17 protein-coding genes and 1 pseudogene are annotated in these 22818 nt (G+C 65.5%); 11 read left to right on the forward strand and 7 right to left on the reverse strand.

What is annotated here, in order from left to right:
* Positions 1 to 7: 7 nt before the first annotated feature.
* The 6 genes from ptsP to HWX39_RS18800 form a co-directional block, all read right to left on the reverse strand.
* Positions 8 to 2536, reverse strand: a complete 2529-nt coding sequence (ptsP, locus tag HWX39_RS18775; protein WP_175969469.1) for a phosphoenolpyruvate--protein phosphotransferase — start codon at positions 2534 to 2536, stop codon at positions 8 to 10.
* A 52-nt stretch (positions 2537 to 2588) separates the two neighbouring features.
* Positions 2589 to 3827: a carbohydrate porin gene (locus HWX39_RS18780; RefSeq protein WP_175969470.1), complete on the reverse strand. Its 1239-nt coding sequence runs from the start codon at positions 3825 to 3827 to the stop codon at positions 2589 to 2591.
* Positions 3828 to 3875: 48 nt separating this feature from the next.
* Positions 3876 to 5288, reverse strand: a complete 1413-nt coding sequence (locus HWX39_RS18785) for a glycoside hydrolase family 32 protein (protein WP_175969471.1) — start codon at positions 5286 to 5288, stop codon at positions 3876 to 3878.
* Position 5289: 1 nt separating this feature from the next.
* Positions 5290 to 6687, reverse strand: a complete 1398-nt coding sequence (locus HWX39_RS18790) for a sucrose-specific PTS transporter subunit IIBC (RefSeq protein ID WP_175969472.1) — start codon at positions 6685 to 6687, stop codon at positions 5290 to 5292.
* A gap of 128 nt (positions 6688 to 6815) precedes the next feature.
* Positions 6816 to 7811, reverse strand: a complete 996-nt coding sequence (locus HWX39_RS18795) for a LacI family DNA-binding transcriptional regulator (protein ID WP_244135053.1) — start codon at positions 7809 to 7811, stop codon at positions 6816 to 6818.
* A 377-nt stretch (positions 7812 to 8188) separates the two neighbouring features.
* Positions 8189 to 8377, reverse strand: a complete 189-nt coding sequence (locus HWX39_RS18800) for a hypothetical protein (protein WP_175969474.1) — start codon at positions 8375 to 8377, stop codon at positions 8189 to 8191.
* Between the two features lie 483 nt (positions 8378 to 8860).
* On the opposite strand from HWX39_RS18800, the gene HWX39_RS18805 reads away from it, so the two are divergent.
* The 5 genes from HWX39_RS18805 to cyoD all read left to right on the forward strand — a co-directional run bounded on the left by HWX39_RS18805 (position 8861) and on the right by cyoD (position 14507).
* Positions 8861 to 10390, forward strand: a complete 1530-nt coding sequence (locus tag HWX39_RS18805) for an NADH-quinone oxidoreductase subunit M (protein WP_175969475.1) — start codon at positions 8861 to 8863, stop codon at positions 10388 to 10390.
* Between the two features lie 278 nt (positions 10391 to 10668).
* Positions 10669 to 11556 (forward strand): ubiquinol oxidase subunit II, encoded by an 888-nt coding sequence (gene cyoA / locus HWX39_RS18810; RefSeq protein WP_175969476.1) that lies wholly within the window; start codon positions 10669 to 10671, stop codon positions 11554 to 11556.
* 3 nt (positions 11557 to 11559) lie between these two features.
* The gene (cyoB, locus tag HWX39_RS18815) at positions 11560 to 13566 is read left to right on the forward strand and encodes a cytochrome o ubiquinol oxidase subunit I (protein WP_175969477.1); all 2007 of its coding nucleotides are present in this window, start codon (positions 11560 to 11562) and stop codon (positions 13564 to 13566) included.
* Entirely contained in the window at positions 13566 to 14174 is a 609-nt protein-coding gene (cyoC, locus tag HWX39_RS18820) for a cytochrome o ubiquinol oxidase subunit III (protein WP_089425723.1), read from the forward strand. The genes cyoB and cyoC overlap by 1 nt, the downstream gene beginning before the upstream one ends.
* On the forward strand, positions 14175 to 14507 hold the full coding sequence (gene cyoD / locus HWX39_RS18825) for a cytochrome o ubiquinol oxidase subunit IV (protein WP_011352504.1): 333 nt from the start codon (positions 14175 to 14177) through the stop codon (positions 14505 to 14507).
* A gap of 87 nt (positions 14508 to 14594) precedes the next feature.
* Here cyoD and HWX39_RS18830 read toward each other — a convergent pair.
* Positions 14595 to 15425 (reverse strand): annotated as a pseudogene (locus HWX39_RS18830) (efflux RND transporter permease subunit); the annotation flags it as partial.
* Between the two features lie 296 nt (positions 15426 to 15721).
* Between HWX39_RS18830 and HWX39_RS18835 the strand changes: the two are divergent.
* The 6 genes from HWX39_RS18835 to HWX39_RS18860 all read left to right on the forward strand — a co-directional run bounded on the left by HWX39_RS18835 (position 15722) and on the right by HWX39_RS18860 (position 22756).
* On the forward strand, positions 15722 to 16081 hold the full coding sequence (locus HWX39_RS18835; RefSeq protein ID WP_175969478.1) for a hypothetical protein: 360 nt from the start codon (positions 15722 to 15724) through the stop codon (positions 16079 to 16081).
* 141 nt (positions 16082 to 16222) lie between these two features.
* Positions 16223 to 18094, forward strand: a complete 1872-nt coding sequence (locus tag HWX39_RS18840) for an extracellular solute-binding protein (RefSeq protein ID WP_175969479.1) — start codon at positions 16223 to 16225, stop codon at positions 18092 to 18094.
* 50 nt (positions 18095 to 18144) lie between these two features.
* Positions 18145 to 19188 carry an ABC transporter permease subunit gene (locus HWX39_RS18845; RefSeq protein WP_175969480.1) on the forward strand — a complete coding sequence of 348 codons (1044 nt, stop codon included), beginning with the start codon at positions 18145 to 18147 and terminating at the stop codon, positions 19186 to 19188.
* 48 nt (positions 19189 to 19236) lie between these two features.
* Positions 19237 to 20334 (forward strand): ABC transporter permease, encoded by a 1098-nt coding sequence (locus HWX39_RS18850; RefSeq protein WP_175969481.1) that lies wholly within the window; start codon positions 19237 to 19239, stop codon positions 20332 to 20334.
* On the forward strand, positions 20331 to 21953 hold the full coding sequence (locus tag HWX39_RS18855; protein ID WP_175969482.1) for a dipeptide ABC transporter ATP-binding protein: 1623 nt from the start codon (positions 20331 to 20333) through the stop codon (positions 21951 to 21953). Before HWX39_RS18850 ends, HWX39_RS18855 begins: the two co-directional genes overlap by 4 nt.
* A 128-nt stretch (positions 21954 to 22081) precedes the next feature.
* Positions 22082 to 22756 (forward strand): C40 family peptidase, encoded by a 675-nt coding sequence (locus tag HWX39_RS18860; protein WP_175969483.1) that lies wholly within the window; start codon positions 22082 to 22084, stop codon positions 22754 to 22756.
* The last annotated feature ends 62 nt before the right edge of the window (positions 22757 to 22818 follow it).

Here is a 22818-nt window from a genome sequence, read left to right on the forward strand (position 1 = left end):
CGCCCGGTCAGTTCGCGATTGCGTGGCGCACCTGTGCAGCGCTGCCGAGCGTCAGCGCATGCCGGGCCAGCGTCCGGCAGGCATCGAAATCGAGCGTCGCCAGTTCCGCCTTGATTGCGGCGATCGCCGGCACGCTGACCGACAACTCGTCGACACCGAGTCCGACGAGAAGCGCCGTCGCGGCGGGATCGGAAGCCATCGCGCCGCAGACGCCGACCCATTTCCCGTGCGCGTGCGCGCCCGACACCGTCAGGTCGATCATCTTCAGCACGGCCGGATGCAGCGTATCCACCTGCGCCGACAGCTTCGCGTGGCCGCGATCGATCGCCAGCGTATATTGCGCAAGGTCGTTGGTGCCGATCGAAAAGAAGTCGACTTCCTGCGCCAGCGCCTCGACGATCGCGACGGCGGCCGGTACTTCGACCATCACGCCGATCTTGACGGGATGCGGACACGTTTGCTGTTCCTCCCGCAGGATACGTTTCGCCGCCAGCACCTCGTCGAGATCGGACACCATCGGGAACATGACGTGGAGATCTCCGTGGGGCGCCGCGCGCAGCATCGCGCGCAACTGGCTGCGGAACAGATCCGGGTAGGCGAGGCTGACGCGGATGCCCCGCAGGCCGAGAAACGGATTGGTCTCCTTCGGAAGCGGCAGGTAGCGCAGCGGCTTGTCGCCGCCGACGTCGAGCGTGCGGACCACGAACTTACGGTGCCGGCCGAGTTCGGCCGCGACCGCCTCGTAGGCGGCCGCCTGCTCGTCCTCGCCCGGCGCGGCCGCCCGATCCTCGAACAGGAATTCCGAACGCAGCAGCCCGACGCCTTCGGCGCCGGCCGCCAGCGCCTGCCTGGTGTCCGCCGCGTCGCGCACGTTCGCGACGACCTCCACGCGATGGCCGTCGCGCGTGCTGCCGATCCGGTGCGCGTCCCGCTCGTTCGCGCTGCGCTGCGCGGCGGCTGCGTCCATGCGCCGCGTCACGTCGGCGAGCAGCGCCGGATCGGGATCGATCCGGAGCGTACCCGCCGTGCCGTCGAGCACCGCGGTCACGCCGTCGCTCAGCGATAGCGCCGCCGTATCGATGCCGCAGATCGCCGGAATTCCCATCGACCGCGCCAGAATTGCCACGTGGCTGGTCGGCCCGCCCGATGCCGTGCACAGGCCGACGACCCGGTCGCGATCCAGCGCGACCGTGTCCGACGGCGTCAGGTCGTCGGCCAGCACGATCGACTGCGTGTCCAGCGCCGGCGGCGCGCGTCGCACGCCGGTCAGCAGGGACGTCACGCGCAGGCCGACATCGCGGATGTCCGACGCCCGTTCGCGCAGCAGCGGGCTCGCATGCGCGGCCAGCTGTTCGGCCACCGCCCGGCATGCCTGGTGCCACGCGCCCGGCGCGTTCGAGCCGGCCCGCAACGCGGCTTCCGCGGCATCGATCAGCGCCGGATCGTCGAGCAACGCGAGATGCGCTTCCATGATCTCGGCCTGACAGGCGCCGGCTTCGCCGCGACCGGCCATCAGTGCCTGTATCTGCTCGGCCGCCAGCCGCAGCGCAGCGAACAGGCGCGCCCGTTCGTCGTCGAAGGTGCCGCCGGTCTCGTCGAATTCGAGTTCGGCGGCGCGCCACTGCACGATGCGGCCGAGCGCGAGCCCCGGCGACGCGGGCACGCCCGCGAATGTGCCGTCCGCCGGACCGGTCGCCGGCGCCGCGCTGCGCGTCGTGGCCAGCCCGGACGGCGCGGCCGCGGCGACGCGCTCGAGACGCTCGCCGCAGCCATCCCGCAGCACGCCCACGAGCCGGTCGAGCGCCTGCGCGGCGTCGCGGCCGCGCGCGCTCAGCCGGACTGGATCGCCTTGCCGCGTCGCGAGCGCCATCACCTCGACGGCCGATTTGGCATCCGCGCCGAGCGTCCCGCACGACAGCACGATGTGCGCGGAGAATGGCCGGGCTTCCCTGGCCAGCACGGCAGCCGGCCGCGCATGCAGGCCCGCCGGATTCGGCAGTTCGACGAACGGCGCATACAGCCACTCGCCGTCCGGTTCGGGCGCAGGGCCTTCGTTCTCGCGCGCCGCGAGATGCAGCGTCAGCAGCACGCTCTTGCCGGCTTCGACGAGGCCGTCGCGTTTGTCGATTTGCGACACGCATTCGCCGTTGACGACGACGATTTCCGTTAGCACGCTCGCCGCGTGCGCGGCGACGTGCGCGAAATCGACGCGCAACAGAGGTTGCCCGGCGCGCACGTCGTCGCCCTTGCGCACGAGTGCTTCGAAACCCTCGCCGTCGAGCATGACCGTGTCGATGCCGACATGCACCATGATCCTGATGCCCGCATCGCCCTCGATGACGACCGCGTGCCGGGATGCGTGCAGATCGATGACCCGGCCGTCGATCGGCGCCAGGACGACGTCGGTTTCCGGATCGATCGACAGGCCGTCGCCGACCATCTTTTGCGCGAAGGCGGGATCCGGCACGTCCTCGATCGGGACGATCGTCCCGGAGAGCGGCGCCAGCACGGTGACGTGATTCGATTGAGTCGACATATTGCACTCCAGATGAATTGCATCGTGAATATGAAACTGCTGCGTTGACGGATCACCACCAGCTTTCGACCTGAACCCCGAACATGTTTGTCGATTGCCGGCCGGCTGACCACGAACCCCAGTTCGCGCCCTGCGCGTCGAGTGCAGCCTGATTCCACGCAACACGGGTCGCGTAGAACCGCAGTTCGGGGCGGGTCATGAACTCGGGGCCGGTGCTGAACGCGATCGCCGCCGTATATTTGTCGAGCTTCTGCAACGGGCCGCCGTTGACGCGCAGCGTCGACCAGCCGCACTCCGACAACAGCTTCACGTAGCGCGCGACCGCGTACGACACCCGTCCGCCGAACGAGGTGCCCGTCGTGCTGCCCGAACCATGCGCGCCTTGCCCGCGCTGGTACTCGGCAAGCGCCTGGCCGCCGAAGCGGCCGAGCTGCCAGGTAATGGAGTCGAGCAGTCGCACGCTGCGCGTGCCGTTCGGCTGGGTCAGATCGCCGAATCCCGTTTCGAGCGACGCATAGCCGGTGCTGCCTTGCAGCCACACCGAATTCGTGACGCCGGGCAGCAGGAAATTGGCCTTGTCGTACTTGAGCGTCAGCGCGCCGCCGAACGAGCCGCCGGGGAAATCGCCGCGCAGCACCTCGCCGATCACGCGAAGCTTGCCCTCGGACCCAACCGGAATGTCGTAGACGTCGACGTTCATGCGGGTCGCGTCCTTCCGGTTCAGGGTCGGGCTGTAATGCTGCTGGCTGCGGAACACGCTGACGCCGAGCCGGGCCGTCGCGCCGAGCGGAATGTTGGTCGCGCCGATGCCGGGATCGATCGTCGGGCCGCCGACGCTGTAGAAGAAGTGATCGACGATATGGACATCCTCGCGCTCGATGTAGCGTTTGCCGGCCCAGAAGATTGTCGACGGCGAGAACGCGTAGCCGCTCGTCGTCACGTACGCCTCCTTGGCGAAGTACTGTCCGTGGCTGCTCACGAAGCGGTTCGCGTCGGGATTCCAGTAGGTCGCGGTATACGCGGCGGACCACGTGATGCCGCCGTCGAAATGAAACGTTTTCCTGAGACCGAGTTCCGTGTACGTATCGCCTTCGTTGCCGAGGCGGAACTCTTCGCCACCGTTGCCGAGCGCGTATTTGTTGACGTCGCCGCCGTTGGTCCTGTGCTCCGATACGAAGCCCGCGCGGACATAGCCGTTGAACTGGAAATCGTCGCCGAGATCCACCGCGAACGCGCTTGCGTACGGGTAAAGCGATACGGACGCGATCAGCGCGCCGATCCACGTTTTCATGTCTGTCTCCAAACCTCTGATGGGTATTGATTGGCGAGAACGGCGTTGCTACGCGTCTCTTTTTTGTAGGGGCCACATACGGGTGTCGTGCAGCGTCAGCGGCTGGGTGGCGCTCACGCGTGGCGACGTTGTTGCCGATGTCGGGTAGCAGCGCGTCGTGAAGACCGCTTCGCCGTCGTTGACGAACAGCTCGACCGCACTGCCATCGACGAACAGCCGCAGCCGGGTGAGGTCGGATGCGGTTTCATAGGCCGCGTGTTCGTCGAACTGCCCGGCCGCGGGACAGTGCCGGACGAGCGTGAGCCGGCCGCGGCGACCGTCGCGAACGACGCGCAACGCTTGCGCGTCGCTGTCGAACAGGTGCAGTACCCAGTCCGCGCCGGCTTCCGCGCGGATCGACATGTCCAGTTCCCACGCCGCGCCCGGTGATGGCGGCAGCGTCAACGATTCGCCGGCGGCAAGCCGGGTCTCCGGCACCCCGACTAGCGGCCCGCGCAGACGCTCGAGTTCGCGCAGCGGTTGCTGCCGCAACTGCCCGTTCTCGACGCGCAGTTCGCGCGGGAACGTCAGGCAGTGCGTCCAGCCGGCCGCGACGGTCGGCGTATCCGGCCGGGACGGCAGCCCCATCCAGCCGATCATCAGCCGACGCCCGTCGGGCGCGTGCAGCGTCTGCGGCGCATAGAAATCGAAGCCGTGGTCGAGCATCCGGAAGCCGCCGTGCGCGAACGTCGCGGCATTCACGTCGAGTCGGCCGACCAGATAGCCGGCCCGATCCTCGCGGTACGGGGCGCCGCTGCGCGCTTCCTCGATCTGCTGGCAGCAGATCAGTACGTGTTCGTCGTCCAGCGCGAACAGATCCGGGCATTCGATCATGTAGCAGGCATCGGTCGGCGCGAGCAGCTCGCCGACGATGCGCCACGTACGCAGATCCGGGCTCGTCGCGAGCACGACGGTTCCCTTCAGATCGTTGCGCTGGGCACCGAAGACGGCATGCCATGCACCGTTCTGCCGCCACACTTTCGGATCGCGGAAATGATCGGTATAGCCGGACGGCGCGCCGTCGATCACCGGCCCGAGCTTCTCGAACCGCACGCCGTCGGACGAGCGCGCGAGGCACTGATGGCTCGCGCGGCCGCCCGAGTCGTCGCGCACGTTGCCCGTGTACATCAGCAGCATCGCGTCGTCCACGTCGATCGCGCAGCCCGAATAGCAGCCCTGCGCGTCGTACGGCCTATCCGGCGCCAGCGCGATCGGCAAGGACTGCCAATGAATCAGGTCGGTGCTGACAACATGCGCCCAATGCTTGTTCTGATGCACGCAGCCGTCCGGATTCCATTGGTAGAAGACGTGGTAAGCGCATTGCCAGTAAATCAGGCCGTTCGGGTCGTTGATCAGTCCGTACGGCGGGCACAGATGGAACGACGGCCGCCAGCGGTCGTCGCGGATGTCGAGCTTGGTCATGTCACGCACCGGACAGCTCTCCATAGGGCTTCTTCATGCCGACGCTGCGCAGCCAGGTCCCGGCGAATGCGACCGAAAACGCGAGCACGCCGCCGATCACGTAGTTGACCAGGCCATCCGGGCGCACGATCGCGAGCCCGGGCAAAGCCGTCAGGCCGAGCCCCGTCATGCCGACGTGCGTCGCCACTACCCAGCCGCCGCCGACCGCGCCGCCGATCGCCGCGAACACGAATGGCCAGAAGAACCGCAGGTTGACGCCGAAGATCGCGGCTTCGGTAATGCCTGCCAGGCACGACAGTGCGGCGGGTATCGCAACCTGGCGGATCTTGTCGTCGCGCGTGGTGAAGAACACGGCGAGCGCCGCGCCGCCTTGCGCGACATTGGCCATCGACCAGATCGGCAGCAGGAAATTGATGCCGATCGCCGGACTGGCGAGCAGGCCTGCCTCGATCGCATGGAAGCTGTGGTGGATGCCCGTGATGACGATCATCGAATACAGGCCGCCGAACAGGATTCCCGCAAGCGCGCCGCCGTGCTGGTAGATCGCCTGCAGGCCGAACGACAGGCCGTCGCCGAGCGCGCGCCCGATCGGGCCGACCACGGTCAGCGCGATCGCGCCCGAAATCAGTAGCGTCAGGAACGGCGTGAAGATCAGGTCGATCGAGGCCGGGATGCACCGCTTCAGGCCCCGCTCGATCCACGACATCATCCAGACGGCCAGCAGGATCGGCAGGACGGTGCCCTGATAGCCGACCTTCGCGATATGCAGCCCGAACAGATTCCAGTATTCATGGACGCCGGTGCCGAGCGTCCACGCATTCTGCAACTCGGGATGGATCATGATGCCGGCGAGCGCCGCCGCGAGAAACGGCGAAACGCCGAAATCGCGGGCCGCCGAGAAGGCGATCAGGATCGGCAGGAACACGAACGCCGTGCTCGCGAAGATATTCAGGATCTGGAAGCCGGCGCTGTTGCCGGCGACCCAGCCCATGCTTTTCAGCATGCCGAGCAGACCCATCAGCAGGCCGGATGCGACGATCACCGGAATGATCGGCACGAAGATGTTCGACAGCGTGCGCGCCAGCTTCTGTGCCGGGTTTTGCCGCGCCACGGCCTCCTGCTTCAGCGCGTCGAGCGATCCGGCGGCCGACGCGCCCAGCAGCGGCTGCAGGGCGTCGTGGACTTTTTCCACGATGCCCTGGCCAATGATGATCTGAACCTGTCCGGCGCCGCTGAACGATCCTTTCACGAGATCGATCGCGCCGATCGCGCCATTGTCGACCTTGTCCGCGTCGTGGACGACGAGCCTCAGCCGGGTCGCGCAGTGCGAGAGCCGCGCGACGTTCGCGGCGCCGCCGATCAGCGGCAGCAACGCATGTGCGGTTTCGATTTCAGTCATGTTCTCCTCCTTGAGTGGTCGATGTGGTATCGATGCCATATGGTATCGATACCACATCATCGTCTCTGATGCCCGGATCGGTTCGTTCGTCGGGCTTTCAGCCGGACGCCAGCGCCTCGCGCGTCCGGTCAGGTACTCCGGCGCAGCACGAGCCGGTACGGCATCACGGCACGCGACACCTTGCCGTTCTTGGTCTCGCGCATTTCCAGCATCAGCCGGGCAGCCTCCGCGCCCGTGTCGGCGTAGTCGTAATGCACGGTCGACAGGGCAGGGCGCACCATGCGCGCCATGTCGCTATCGCCCATGCCCGCGACCGCCATGTCGTCGGGTACGCGGATGCCCCGGTCGTGCAGGCAGGCCATCACGCCGACCGCGAGCCGGTCGGTCACCGCCAGAATCGCCGTGCAGCGCGCGTCGCCCGTCATCCGCAGCAGGCGTTCCGCCGCTTCCTCGCCGGCCTCGGCCCGGAAACTCGCGCGGACGATCAGCTCCGGATCGACCGGCATGCCCCGCGCCCGGAATGCGTCGCCATAGCCCGCCGTTCGCTCGCCGCCGACCTGGAGATCCTCTTCGCCCACCGTCACGAGCCCGATGCGCGTATGCCCGCGGCCGAGCAGATGCTCGGTCATCTGGCGTGCCGCCGAGCGCTCGTTCTGAATCACGCTCGTGATGCCGAGATGGCTCGCGTCCTGCCCGATCATCACGATCGGCAGGCCCGCTTCGCGGATCGCGTCGACGAGGCCGCCGTTGACGGTCGTTCCGAGGTGCAGGACGCCCGCAACCCGCTGCCGGCGGAACAGATCGTAGGCCGCGGCTTCTTCCGCGACCGAGTTGTTCGTGTTGGCCAGCAGCATCTGGTAGCGCAGCGGTTCGAGCGTCGACGAGATGCCTGCCACGATTTCGCCCGTGGTATAGGAGTTGATCTTCGGAATGATCACGCCGATCAGCCCCGAGCGGTGGGACTTCAACTGCTTCGCCAGTTCCGACGGGGTGTAGTGCGTCTGCGATATCACGGTTTCGATGCGCTCGCGTACCTCCGCCTTCACGTAACCGGAATTGTTCAGCACGCGCGAGACCGTGGACGTCGACACACCGGCAAGCGTGGCGATATCGCGAATGGTCAATCTCTTTTGTGGTATCGTTACCATATGCAAATGGTACGGGACGCGGATCCGTCTGTAAATAGGGGAAACACGGAAGCGGGCGCGTCAGGGGCGCCGCGACGGATGCCCGAGGCGCCCGACGGGCCGGTTCGGATCGTTCGGCACGATACGCGTTCGACATTGCCCGGCTATGCGGTTACCGGCATGCGACAGTCGCCAGCATATACGCGTATGGCGAGCGCCAGCAGATCCTGCACAAGTGCAAGTGCCGCGCGATCACCGCGCAGTGCGTCGCGCTGGAGCCCGGCCAGCGTTGCGGCTCGTGCTCTATCCGTTCCTTCTCGCGTTCGACATGCACGCCGCGTTGCTGGATGTCGTGCATGGCTACGATGCGATCGTCACGGCGCCCGCATCGAAGTCGGCAGCTCGCCGCAAGCGGCATGATCGGCGCGCCCCATGGCGCCGGAGCGATGATGCTCGCTTTGGCGCTGGTCCATGCCACGCGTGACAGCCGCTTCGTCCAATTTCTTGCGCAACGCGATCGTCATCGCGGGATGAAGATGAACATGTGGGATCGCCTGAGTCATCAGCGATCGCGGTCGGAAACCTGAAGGCGAGGGTTGAGCAACCATTCCCGCGACGTGCATCGCGCAAGGCGGAATGAAATAAAAATGAAAGTTTAAACGTAAGGTTAGAGAGCCGCACGCGCGCTGTCCTCGAGCGCGTCAATTCACTCGTTTCGACCCTCAGGAATAGACCGCCAGTGTCAAAAATGCGGCGCTGCGTCGTTTTTCCCGATCGGCATCCTCGAGCAATACAAAAAATTACGCATAAAAATCATTGGCATAGGCCGTTTCTAAAAAATGATGCTCTGCTGCGCTGCAGAAAATAATCAATCGCCTTATGCTGGTTAACCCGATCGCGTTTGAGCGACGTCAAGTTTTCCGGTGATGTCGCTTTACATTTTGCCAACACCGGCGATTCACGAAATCTATCTTTCAAATTGATTTCGTTCCTTTCGTCCCGCCTGTCCCCGATGCAGTGCGCGACTTCATCTAGGCCTTGTTGACATGCATGATTTTCCCTTCCTGAGCCTGGCCATCTGGGCTCCGATCCTGTGCGGCGCGTGCCTGCTGCGCGCCGGTTCCGATCGTCATCCACGCCGTACGCGGCTGATCGCGCTCGTCGGCGCGCTGGTGGGGCTTGCGGCGGTCGCGCCGCTGGTTGCCGGTTTCGATGCGCACTCGGCCGCGATGCAGTTCGTCGAAAGCCGCAACTGGCTGGCGGCATTCAATTCCGGATGGCGGGTCGGCATCGACGGCGCGTCACTGTGGCTCGTCGTGCTGACCGCGTTCACGACGCTCGTGGTGGTGGTGGCGTCGTGGGAGTCGGTCACGGTACGCGTCGCGCAGTACTACGCGTCGTTCCTGATCCTGTCGGGGCTGATGGTCGGCGTGTTCGTCGCACAGGACGGGCTGCTGTTCTTCATCTTCTTCGAGGCGACGCTGATCCCGCTTTACCTGCTGATCGGCACGTGGGGGCGCGAGCGGCGCGTGTACGCGGCCGTGAAATTCTTCTTCATCTCGTTCGCCGGCTCGCTGTTGCTGCTGATGGCGATGCTGTACCTGTACGCGCAGTCGCATACGTTCGACATGGCCGTATGGCGCACGCTGCAGCTCGGCTTCGCACCGCAGTTGCTGGTGTTCCTCGGCTTCTTCGCCGCATTCGCGGTCAAGGTGCCGATGTGGCCGGTCCACACGTGGCTGAGCGACGTCTACACCGACGGCCCGACCGGCGCCGCGCTGATGCTCGCGATGCTCAAGCTCGGCGGCTACGGGTTCCTGCGCTTCGCGCTGCCGGTCACGCCCGATGCGAGCCACTTCTTCGCGCCGGCCGTGATCGCGCTGTCGCTGTTCGCGATCATCTATGCGAGCCTGATCGCGCTCGCGCAGACCGATCTCGGCAAGCTGCTCGCGTATTCGACGGTCGCGCACATGGGGATCGTCACGCTCGGGCTCTTCCTGTTCAACCGGATCGGTGTCGAAGGCGCGATCGTGCAGCTCGTGTCGTACGGCTTCGTCGCGGGCGCGATGCTGTTGTGCGTGAACGTGCTCGTCGATCGCACCAAGCAGCGCGAGATTGCCGCGTATGGCGGCGTCGCGGGCGTGATGCCGCGTTTCGCGACCTTCACGGTGCTGTTCGCGATGGCCAACGTCGGCCTGCCGGGCACGTCGGGGTTCGTCGGCGAGTTCATGGTCATCATGGGCGCGATCCGCTTCAACTTCTGGATCGGCGCCATCGCGGCACTCACGCTGATCCTCAGCGCGTCGTACACGCTGTGGATGCTCAAGCGCGTCGTGTTCGGCAAGGTCGCGAGCCAGCGGATCGCGAAGCTCGCCGACCTGAACCGCCGCGAGGTCGTGATGTTCGCGTCGCTCGCACTGGTCGTGCTGGCGGTCGGCATCGATCCGAAGCCGTTCACCGACGCGATCGATCCGACCGTCGGCAGGCTGATCGAAGATGCGAGCCATTCGAAGCTGCCGACAGCGGACGGCCCCGTGCAGCCGCAGCCGTCGTACATGGCATCGACGCACGGCTGATCGCGGCAGGTCGCGCGAGCGGGGCGCATCGCACGGCGGCGGTGCGGTCGTTGCACGCACATCGATCCGGTCCTGGCCCGGCGCACGCCGCGCCGGGCCGGCTTTCGGCTGCGTGAAATTGCCCCGCGACAATCTGTCTCACAGCAGATTCTGCAATGATGATTTTCCGCATTAGCTGGTTTTTCATCGCACTCGCGCGACGTATGATTCGGCCACTTTCGTGGATCGAATGCGCATCGGGCATACGCAAACGGATTCAATGACCCTCGGGCTGTGTGATGAAAAGAAAAGCTTCAAAAGGCGGGGCGGCGCTGATGTCGATCGGCGCGGCTTTGAGCCTGTCAGGCTGTAATTTAGATGTACTAAATCCGAAAGGAAGCGTGGGCGCTGCCGAAAAGGCACTGATCGCGACGTCCACCTGGGCGATGCTGATCGTCGTCGTGCCGGTGATTCTGCTCACGCTGTGGTTCGCGTGGCGGTATCGCGCGTCGAACCGCAACGCCACCTACGCGCCGGACTGGTCGCACTCGACCGCGATCGAGGTCGTGATCTGGACGGTGCCGACGCTGATCATCCTGTTCCTCGGCGTGCTCACGTGGAAGACCACGCACGAGCTCGACCCGTACAAGCCGCTCGAGTCGTCGGTGAAGCCGATCGACGTCGAGGTCGTCGCACTCGACTGGAAGTGGCTGTTCATCTATCCGGAGCTCGGCATCGCGTCGGTGAACCAGCTCGCGATTCCGGTCGGCACGCCGGTGAATTTCCGCATCACGTCGGATTCGGTGATGAACTCGTTCTTCATCCCGCAGCTCGGCGGCCAGGTCTATGCGATGGCCGGCATGCAGACGCGCCTGCACCTGATTGCCGACGAGCCCGGCAACTTTGCGGGCACGTCGGCCAACTTCAGCGGCCGTGGCTTCTCCGACATGAAGTTCCGCACGCTCGCCGAGCCGCGCGAACAGTTCGATGCATGGGTGCAGAAGGTGAAGGCGTCGCCGGAGCGGCTCGACGCGACCGTGTACGGCACCGTCGCGCAGCCGAGCGAGAAGGCGCCCGTACGCTACTTCTCGTCGGTCGATCCGCGGCTCTTCCACAACATCATCGCGAAATACAACGATGGCCACGTCCTCGACCTGAAGGACGCCGCCTGCGGCACGAAGGGGTAACGCATGTTCGGCAAACTCACACTCTCGGCGATCCCGTTCGATCAGCCCATCATCATGGGGGCCGGTGCCTTCATGGGGCTGGTCGTGCTGGGCATTCTCGCCGCGCTGACGATCACCGGCCGGTGGAAATGGCTGTGGACGCAATGGCTGACCACGGTCGACCACAAGAAACTCGGCGTGATGTACATCATCGTCGCGTTGATCATGCTGCTGCGCGGCTTCGCCGACGCGATCATGATGCGCATGCAGCTCGCGCTCGCGTACAACGGGCCCGGCTACCTGCCGCCGCACCACTATGACCAGGTCTTCACGGCACACGGCGTGATCATGATCTTCTTCATGGCGATGGTGTTCATGGTCGGCCTGATGAACCTGATCGTGCCGTTGCAGATCGGTGCGCGCGACGTCGCATTCCCGTTCATCAACTCGCTCTCGTTCTGGATGACGGCCGTCAGCGCGATCCTGATCAACATCTCGCTCGTGATCGGCGAATTCGCACAGACGGGCTGGCTCGCGTATCCGCCGCTGTCGGAGTTGCAGTTCAGTCCGGGGGTAGGGGTCGACTACTACCTGTGGGCGCTGCAGATCTCGGGCGTCGGCACGCTGCTGACCGGCGTGAACTTCTTCGTGACGATCATCAAGATGCGCGCACCGGGCATGACGCTGATGAAGATGCCGGTGTTCACGTGGACCGCGCTGTGCACGAACGTGCTGATCATGGCGTCGTTCCCGATCCTGACCGCGACGCTCGCGCTGCTCGGCCTCGACCGTTACCTCGGCATGCACTTCTTCACGAACGAAGCCGGCGGCAACGCGATGCTGTACCTGAACCTGATCTGGGCATGGGGTCACCCCGAGGTGTACATCCTGATCCTGCCGGCGTTCGGCATCTTCTCGGAAGTCATCGCGACGTTCGCGAAGAAGCCGCTGTTCGGCTACAAGACGATGGTGTACGCGACCTGCGCGATCATGGTGTTGTCGTTCCTCGTCTGGCTGCACCACTTCTTCACGATGGGCTCGGGTGCGAACGTGAATGCGTTCTTCGGCATCATGACGATGATCATCGCGATCCCGACCGGCGTGAAGGTGTTCAACTGGCTGTTCACGATGTACCGCGGCCGGATCGAATTCACGACTCCCGTGCTGTGGACGATCGGCTTCATGGTCACGTTCACGCTCGGCGGCATGACAGGCGTGATGATGGCGATTCCCGGCGCGGACTTCGTGCTGCACAACAGCCTGTTCCTGATCGCGCACTTCCACAACGTGATCATCGGCGGCGTGCTGTTCGGCTATCTTGCAGGCTTCAACTACTGGTTCCCGAAGGCGTTCGGCTTCAAGCTGAACGAGAAACTCGGCAAGGCGGCGTTCTGGTTCTGGCAGATCGGTTTCTACGTTGCATTCGTGCCGCTCTACGTGCTCGGCTTCATGGGCATGACGCGCCGGATCAACCACTACGACAACCCGACCTGGCATCCGTGGCTGCTGGTCGCCGCGTTCGGCGCCGTGCTGATCGCGATCGGCATTGCGTGCCAGCTGCTGCAACTGGTGGTCAGCATCCGCAACCGCAACCTGCCCGAGTACCGCGACACGACGGGCGATCCGTGGGGCGGCCGCACGCTGGAGTGGGCGACCTCGTCGCCGCCGGCCGACTACAACTTCGCGCTGATCCCGCAGGTGCGCACGCTCGACGCGTATGCGGACATGAAGGCACGTGGCGAAGGCCGGCCGAACCCGGCAGCGATTCGCGACATCCACATGCCGTCGAATACCTGTGCAGGCCTCGTGGTAGCGATCTTCAGCCTGGTGCTCGGCTTCGCGCTGGTGTGGCACATCTGGTGGATGGCGATCGGCGGGCTCGTCGGGATCGTCGCGACGCTCGTGATCTACAGCTCGCGCGATAACGACGGCTATTACATCCCCGCGTCGACGGTGCGGAAGATCGAAGACAAGCAGCCGACGAAGCGCGTGGCCGCGCGCGTCGACGACGTGGAACTGGAGGCCAACTGATGTTGCAGAAAACCTTGAGCGCAACCCTGCTCGAGCACGACGACCATCCGCCGTCGCATTCGGTGTTCGGGTTCTGGCTGTACCTGATGACCGACTGCGTGATCTTTGCGGCGCTGTTCGCGACGTTCGCGGTGCTCGGCCAGCAGTATGCGGGCGGGCCGACCGCGAAAGACCTGTTCGACATTCCTGGCGTCGCGGTGGAAACCGCCGCGCTGCTGCTGTCGAGCATCACCTACGGTTTCGCGATGCTCGCCGCGTACAAGCAGCGGCGCGGTGCGCTGCTCGCATGGCTCGCGGTGACGTTCGTGCTCGGCGCGGCGTTTCTCGTGATGGAACTGCGCGAGTTCTCGCACCTGATCGCGGAAGGCGCGGGTCCGCAGCGCAGCGCGTTCCTGTCCGCGTTCTTCACGCTGGTCGGCACGCACGGGCTGCACGTGACGGCCGGCCTGCTGTGGATGATCGTGCTCGCCGGGCAGATCGTGTTGCGCGGCGGCGACCTGACCGATCGCGACCTGCGACGCCTGACGTGCCTGAGCCTCTTCTGGCACTTCCTCGACATCGTGTGGATCTGCGTGTTTTCCTTTGTCTATCTCGCGAGCGTGATCTAAATGGCCCATTCGCATTCGTCTCAACTCGAAGAAGGGCACGGCAGTGTCGGCGGCTACGTCGCCGGTTTCATCCTGTCGGTGCTGCTCACGGCCGCGTCGTTCGGCCTCGTGATGGGTGGCGTGCTGTCGCCGCACGCGTCGCTGATCGCGCTTGCCGTACTCGCGTTCGTGCAGATCGTCGTGCACCTCGTGTACTTCCTGCACATGAACGGCTCGTCGGGACAGCGCTGGAACGTGATGGCGTTCAGCTACACGGTGCTGACCGCGGCGATCCTGATCGTCGGCACGCTGTGGGTGATGCACAACGTCAGCATGAACATGATGTCGCGCTGAGCGGCATCGCGGCGCAGCGGTCGGTATCCATGCGCTTTCATGCAACAAAAAGGCGGCACGCGAGTGCCGCCTTTTTGTTTTCATCGGCACCGCGCGACGGCCGTCGACGCGCACGATGTTGCCTTGCGGCGGATAACCGTCGCGTACGTGTGCGACGTCGCGCATGAAGATCACCGCGCCGTTCACGCTCCGGATCGGCAGCGCGTTGATTGGGTCGATGGTCAGCGGACTGTCGTTGAGCCGGATGTTGTACTCGAAGCCGCCGATCTTCTGAGTGCCGGCCGGGATGATCTGGTTCTGCTGCGCCAGCGCGGTCGCGACGTCCTGCGCGGAAGCGCCTGCGGATCGAGATCGATCTGCACCTGGCGCACCTTGCCGTCGTACGGCGACGGAATCGCGACACCCGCGACGGACAGCAGCTGAGGCCGGATCACGTGGGTCGCGTAGTCGCCGAGCTGCTGTTCGTTCCGTGTGTCGCTTGTCGGCGCCAGCTGCAGTACGGGCACGGTCGATGCGTTGTCGTTGAGGATCTGCGGCGGTGTGGTGCCCGGCGGCATCTGCTTGAGCACGGTCTGCGAGATCGACGTGACCTGCGCGGTCGCGGTGCGGATGTCGACGCGTGGCTGGAAGAAGATCTTGACGATCCCGAAGCTGCGGAACGACTGCGACTCGATGTACGCAACGTCGTTGACTGTCGTGCCGAGCGTGCGCTCGTCGTAGGTGACGATGCGCCCGGCCATGTCGGCCGGCTGCAGGCCCGCGTCATTCCACACGACGCTGATCACGGGAATCCGGATGTCGGGGAAGATGTCGGTCGGCGTGCGCAGTGCCGCGAGCGGGCCCGTGATCAGGATCAGCAGTGCGAGGACGATGAACGTGTAGGGGGCGCGCGAGCGCGAGTCGGACGACTTTCAGCATCGGCGAGGTCTCCGCCGGCGCGGGGCGCCGGCCTGTCAGCGAATTGCCGAAGCGCGGCGGGCGCCCGGTTCGGCTCGCGCAGTGTGCGTGGCGCCGCTTGACGCGGGGCGCGGGGCAGGATGAAAGATGTTTCAGGAAAGCGGCGCGACTGGCAGGGCGGGCGCCGATTGTTACAAGACGTTAGCGCAGGCTTCCCGTTGCGATGCCGCGCATCAGTTCTTACAAAGTGGAAATATGCGGAGACGGCGCTTGTCGTTATAGTCGAATCACACATGACACAACCAGAAGAGGAATCCATGAAGACCTTGCGTGTTGCCTCGCTCTTGACCGGTATGACGGCCTTGCTCGTGTCGGGCGCAGCAATGGCGGGAGTCAATGTCGGGATCAATCTCGGCGTTCCGGCGCCAGTCTACGTCGCGCCCGCACCCGTGTATGCGCCGCCGCCTCCGCCGCCGGTCGTCTATCAGCCTGCGCCGGTCTACGCGCCGGCCCCTGTCTATGCGCCGGCGCCGGCTATCGTGATCGGCTGGCATGGCGACCGCTACTGGGACGGCCGTCGCTACTGGGGCCGTGACGAGTGGTACCGCCGTCACGGCCGAGGCTGGGGCGGCGATCGTGGCCACTGGGACAACGGCCGCCACAACGGCTGGCACTGATCGTCAGGGGGCGCCCGCCTGATGCGCGCCCCCGATCCGCTCGCGGAGAAACCGCCCGCGTGGCGGTTTTCTTTTGGCTCGCAGGCTTGAATGGGTAGAATCGTCCCCCGTGACTATTCTCATTCGACCGACAGGGCCTCTATGACGAAGGGTTCGCCCTGGGCCGCCGTCGCGCGCGCCCGCCGTGCCATACGGGTTGCAGGCCGCACGGCCGTGGTATTCGCATTGCAGGCGGCGCTGGCCGCAACCGCTGCGCACGCGGCCCACGCCATCGCGCAGTACGGCGAGCCGAAGTATCCGCCGGGCTTCAAGCATTTCGACTACGTCAACCCCGCCGCGCCGAAGGGCGGCACGCTGGTGCTTGCGAACCCGAACCGGCTGACGTCGTTCGACAAGTTCAACCCGTTCACGATGCGCGGCAATCCCGCGCCGGGCATCGACATGCTGTTCGAAAGCCTCGCGACCGGCAGCTCGGATGAGCCGGCATCCGCGTACGGGCTGCTCGCCGACGACATCGACATCGCGCCGGACCGCCGTTCGGTCACGTTCCACCTGAATCCGCGCGCGCGCTTCTCGAACGGCGACCGCGTTACCGCCGACGACGTCAAGTTCTCGTTCGACACGCTGAAAAGCAAGCAGGCCGCGCCGCAGTTCGGCGCGTATTTCGCGGAGATCGCGAAGGCTGTGGTCGTCGATCCGGCCACCGTGCGCTTCGAGTTCCGCAGCGCGAACCGTGAATTGCCGCTGATCGCCGGCGGCGTGACGGTGTTCTCGCGCAAGTGGGGATTGCGCGCGGACGGCTCGCGCATCCCGTTCGACCAGCTCGCGTTCGAGCAGCCGATCGGCAGCGGCCCGTACCTGATCGAGCGCTACGACAACGGCCGCACCATTACTTACCGGCGCAACCCGGCGTATTGGGGCGCCGATCTGCCGGTGCGGGTGGGCACCAACAACTTCGAGCGGATCGTCTACAAGCTGTATGGCGATGGCGTCGCGCGGCTTGAGGCGTTCAAGGCCGGCGAATACGACGTGCTCGTGGAGTACATCGCGCGCAACTGGACGCGCCGCGACGTCGGCAAGCGTTTCGACAACGGCGAGCTCGTCAAGCGCGAATTCCGCCAGCACAACGGCGCCGGCATGCAGGGTTTCTTCATGAACCTGCGCCGGCCGTTGTTCCGCGACGTGCGCGTGCGCCAGGCGCTCGACCTGGCGTTCGACTTCGAATGGTTGAACCGCCAGCTGTTCTACAGCGCCTACACGCGTCTGGACAGCTACTTCGCCGACACCGACCTGCAGGCGACCGGCACGCCCGGCCCCGGCGAGCTGAAGCTGCTGGAGCCGCTGCGCGCGCAGCTCGACCCGGCCGTGTTCGGCCCGATGGTCACGCAGCCGGACACGAACCCGCCGGGCTCGCTGCGCGCGAACCTGCTGAAGGCGCGCGCGCTGCTTGCGCAGGCCGGCTGGACCTATCGCGACGGCGCGCTGCGCAACGCGAAGGGCGAGCCGTTCACGTTCGAGATCCTCGACGATTCGGGCGCGGCGATGGAAGGGATCGTGGCGGCGTACCAGCGCAATCTGGCGAAGCTCGGCATCGACGCACGTTTTCGTACGGCCGATTTCGCGCTGCTGCAGAAGCGTCTGGACGCATTCGACTACGACATGACGACGATCCGCTGGCCGGGCGTGCAGGTTCCGGGTGCCGAACAATACTCGCGTTACGCGAGCAAGTTCGCCGACGAGCCGGGTTCCGACAACTTCATCGGGCTGAAGTCGCCGGCCGTCGATGCGTTGCTCCACTCGCTGGGTACTGCGCAGACGCGCGAAGACCTGCTCGACGCGACCCACGCGCTCGACCGCGTGCTGATGCACGGCTACTACGCGGTTCCGCAGTGGTACAGCACGACGCACCGGATCGCGTACAAGCGCACGCTCGCCTATCCGCAGACGCTGCCGCTGTACTATTCGGCCGAGGGCTGGGTCGTGTCGACCTGGTGGGCGAAGCCCGATCGCTGAGCCACGCCGCCCCGAGTCCAATCCCGCTTACCGATCGCGAGTCGACGCCCATGTGGAGCTACATCCTCAAACGCCTGCTGCTGATGATCCCGACGCTCATCGGCGTGCTGACCCTCACGTTCGCGGTGATCCAGTTCGTGCCGGGCGGCCCCGTCGAACAGGCCGTGCAGGAATTGCGCAAGGGTGCGTCGGAGCAGGGTGCGGTGCCGTTCGGGATGCGCGCGCACACCGGCGTCGACGCGCAGCAGCTCGCGCAGCTCAAGGCGCTGTACGGCTTCGACAAACCGCCTCTCGAACGCTACTGGCTGATGCTCAAGCGCTTCGCGCGCTTCGATCTCGGCGACAGCTACTTCCGCCACCAGAGCGTGTGGTCGCTGGTCGTGCAGAAGCTGCCCGTGTCGATCAGCATCGGGCTGTGGACGTTCTTCCTCACGTACCTCATATCGGTGCCGCTCGGCATTGCGAAGGCGGTGCGCAACGGTTCGCCGTTCGATGTCGCGACAAGCCTCGTCGTGCTCGTCGGCTATGCGATTCCGGGCTTCGTGCTCGGCGTGCTGCTGCTCGTGCTGTTCGGCGGCGGCTCGTTCTGGCAGCTGTTCCCGCTGCGCGGGCTCACGTCGGACAACTTCGCGCAGCTGTCGCTCGTGGGCAAGGTGCTCGACTACCTGTGGCACATCGCGCTGCCGATCACGGCGTCGGTCGTCGGCAGCTTCGCGGTCGTCACGATGCTCACGAAGAATGCGTTCCTCGACCAGATCCGCCGACAATACGTGCTGACCGCGCGCGCGAAGGGGCTCTCCGAGCGCCACGTGCTGTGGAAGCACGTGTTCCGCAACGCGATGCTGCCGCTGATCGTCGGCTTCCCGGCTGCGTTCATCGGCGCGTTCTTCACGGGTAGCCTGCTGATCGAGAAGCTGTTTTCGCTCGACGGCCTCGGGCTGCTGTCGTACGAATCGGTCGTACGGCGCGACTATCCGGTCGTGCTCGGTACGCTGTACGTGTTCACGCTGATCGGTCTTGCGACCAAGCTGATCTCCGATCTCTGCTACGTGTGGGTCGACCCGCGCATTCAATTCGGCAACCTGGAGCGCTGACATGAAACCGACCGTCCCCATGCCCGGCGTCACCGGGCGAGGCGCGCGATGAACCGTGCCGTCGCATCGTCCCGCATCGACGCGGCGCGCGCACGCGTGTCGCCGTCGCCCATGCGCCGCGTTTGGCAGCGCTTCCGGCAACAGCGGCTCGGCTACTGGAGTTTTGTGATCTTCGTGATTGCGTTCGCCGCCAGTCTCGCGGCGCCGCTGTGGTCGAACGACAAGCCGCTCGTCGTGCGTTACGACGGCCAGACCTATTTCCCGATGTTCCATGCGTATCCGGAGACGACCTTCGGCGGCGATTTCCCGACGCCGGCTGACTATCTCGATCCGTATGTGCGCAAGCGGCTCGAGGCGCCCGGCAACTTCGTCGTCTACCCGCCGAACCGTTATTACTACGACACGCTGAACTACTTCTCGAACGTGCCGAACCCCGCGCCGCCGTCGCGCGTGAACTGGTTGGGCACCGACGATCAGGGGCGCGACCTGCTTGCGCGGCTCGTGTACGGGTTCCGCGTGTCGGTCGAGTTCGGGCTGATCCTGACCGTGATCGGCACGCTGCTCGGGATTGCCGCGGGCGCCGTGCAGGGTTTCTTCGGCGGGCGCATCGACATCGTCGGGCAGCGGCTGATCGAGATCTGGAGCTCGCTGCCCGAGCTGTACCTGCTGATCATCTTCGCGTCGATCTTCGAGCCGAGCTTCCTGCTGCTGATCGTGCTGCTGTCGCTGTTCGGCTGGATCGGGCTCGCCGACTACGTGCGTGCGGAATTCCTGCGCAACCGTACGCAGGACTACGTGCGCGCCGCGCGCGCGATGGGCCTCACGAACTGGCAGATCATCTGGCGCCACGTGCTGCCGAACAGTCTCACGCCGGTGATCACGTTCCTGCCGTTCCGGATGAGCGGTTCGATCCTCGCGCTCACGAGCCTCGATTTCCTCGGGCTCGGCGTGCCGCCGCCGACCCCGAGCCTCGGCGAACTGCTCGCGCAGGGCAAGGGCAACCTCGACGCATGGTGGATCTCGCTGTCGACGTTCGGCGTGCTGGTTGCGACGCTGCTGCTGCTGACCTTCATGGGGGACGCGCTGCGCAATGCACTCGACACTCGGATCGCCGATTCGGTGCGCGCGGCGGGAGGCCAGCGATGAGCGAGCCGGTCGTATCGACGCAGCAAGAGCCGCTGCTGGCGCTCGAGCATCTGCATGTGCGTTTCGGCGACACGGTCGCGGTGGACGACGTGACGCTCGCGATCGGCCGCGGCGAGCGCGTCGCGCTGGTCGGCGAGTCGGGTTCGGGCAAGAGCGTGACCGCGCTGTCAATCCTGCGGCTGTTGCGCGACGCCGACGTGAGCGGCGCGATCCGCTTCGCGGGGCAGGACCTGGCGGCCAAGAGCGAGCGCGAGATGCGCGGGCTGCGCGGCTCGGACATCGCGATGATCTTCCAGGAACCGATGACCGCGCTCAACCCGCTGTATACGATCGGCGTGCAGATCGGCGAGACGATCGTGCTGCACGACGGCGTATCGGCCGTCGAGGCGCGCAAGCGTGCGATTGCGCTGCTCGCACGCACGGGCATCGCGGAGCCGGAGAAGCGCGTCGACAGTTATCCTCACCAGTTGTCGGGCGGCCAGCGGCAGCGCGCGATGATCGCGATGGCGCTCGCCTGCCGTCCGCGCCTGCTGCTGGCCGACGAGCCGACCACCGCGCTCGACGTGACGATCCGCGCGCAGATCGTCGAACTGCTGCTGGAACTGCAGCGCGAGGAAGCGGAAAAGCGCGGGATGGCGATCCTGCTGATCACGCACGACCTGAATCTCGTGCGGCACTTCGCGGATCGCGTCGCGGTGATGGAGCACGGCCGGCTCGTCGAGAGCGGGTCCGTCGAGCGGATCTTCGCGCAACCCGAGCATCCGTATACGCAGCGGCTGCTGAACAGCCGGCCGCAACGCGCGGTCACGCCGGTGATGCCGATCGCGCCCGTCGTGCTCGACGCGCACCACGTGAGCGTGCAGTTCGCGCGCAAGCGGCCGGGCATCGCGGGCTGGTTCGGCTCGGTGCCGGTGACGGCCGTCGCGGACGTGTCGGTGTCGGTGCGGCAGGGCGAGACGCTCGGTATCGTCGGCGAATCGGGGTCGGGAAAGTCGACGCTCGCGATGGCGCTGCTCGGGCTGCAAAAGACGGCCGGCGGCACGATCGAATTCCAGGGGCGCGCGCTGTCGACCTATCGCGGCCGCGAACAAACCGCGCTGCGCTCGAACATGCAGGTGGTCTTTCAGGATCCCTTCGGTTCACTTTCGCCGCGTCACACGATCGAGCGGATCGTCGGCGAGGGGCTCGAGCTGCATCGCCCGGACATGACGCCCGATGCGCGCCGCGCGAAGTCGCTCGCGGTGCTGCGCGAAGTCGGCCTCGACCGCACGGTGCTGCATCGTTATCCGCACGAATTCTCGGGCGGCCAGCGCCAGCGGATCGCGATCGCGCGGGCGCTGGTGCTGGAGCCGCGCATCCTGATCCTCGACGAGCCGACGTCGGCGCTCGACGTGTCGATCCAGCAGCAGGTGCTGAAACTGCTCGCGAATTTGCAACAGAAATACAACCTCGGCTATGTATTCATCAGCCACGACCTCGAGGTGATCGGGGCGATGGCGCACCGCGTGGCGGTGATGCAGGACGGGGCCGTCGTCGAGTCGGGGGAGGTGGCCGACATCTTCACCAGGCCGTCACATCCTTACACACAAAAGCTGTTGAAAGCGGTCTGGAAAGCGTGATAGGCCGCCAATGGTCTGACCATCTCGATTGTATTTATTAATTTGTTTTGACAAACGATTACGCGCTGGCTAGTATCGACCGAAATTTTCCGCCAATCAGCTGATTTTTAAGCAAATTCCATCGACCAATGCAGCATCGATCCCTGACCCAGGCATGCGCGCGCACCATCGCCGGGCTGTTCATCGGCGCCCTGTTTGCAGCAGCTCCCGGCGTGTTCGCCGACGAAGTCAGCAGTTTTAACCAAAATGTCACGAATTCGACGCAGAACGCGTCGAATTCGTCCCTCCAGCAGACCAGCGCGCAGCCGTCGAGCGGCGGTGCGAAGTCGTTCCTCGCCGGCATGGCCGGCAAGGCTGGCGACGTGGTCGTCGGCGCGCTGAACATGATCGGCGTGCGGTATCGCTGGGGCGGCAACTCGCCGGATTCGGGCCTCGACTGCAGCGGCTTCGTGCGCTACGTGTTCCAGGACACGCTCGGCATGTCGCTGCCGCGCCGTGCGGAAGAGATGAGCCGCGTCGGCGAGAAGGTGAGCATGAGCAACCTCAAGCCGGGCGACCTCGTGTTCTTCAACACGATGCGCCGCACGTTCTCGCACGTCGGCATCTACATCGGCGACAACAAGTTCGTGCACTCGCCGTCGACGGGCAGCACCATTCGCGTCGACGATCTCGACAGCGGCTACTGGGAAAAGCGTTTCACCGGCGCGCGCCGGATCGAATCGGAGTTTCCGATGAAGCCGGAAGACCTGCGTCAGCGCGTGCGCGCAACGATCGGCGACGATTCGGCGAACGGCAACAACTGACGTTCGACGGCCCGTCCGGCCGGATCGAAAAAACCCTGTCACCGAAAGGCGGCAGGGTTTTT

The organism is Burkholderia sp. BCC0322 (assembly GCF_902833045.1).
Classification (GTDB): Bacteria; Pseudomonadota; Gammaproteobacteria; order Burkholderiales; family Burkholderiaceae; genus Burkholderia.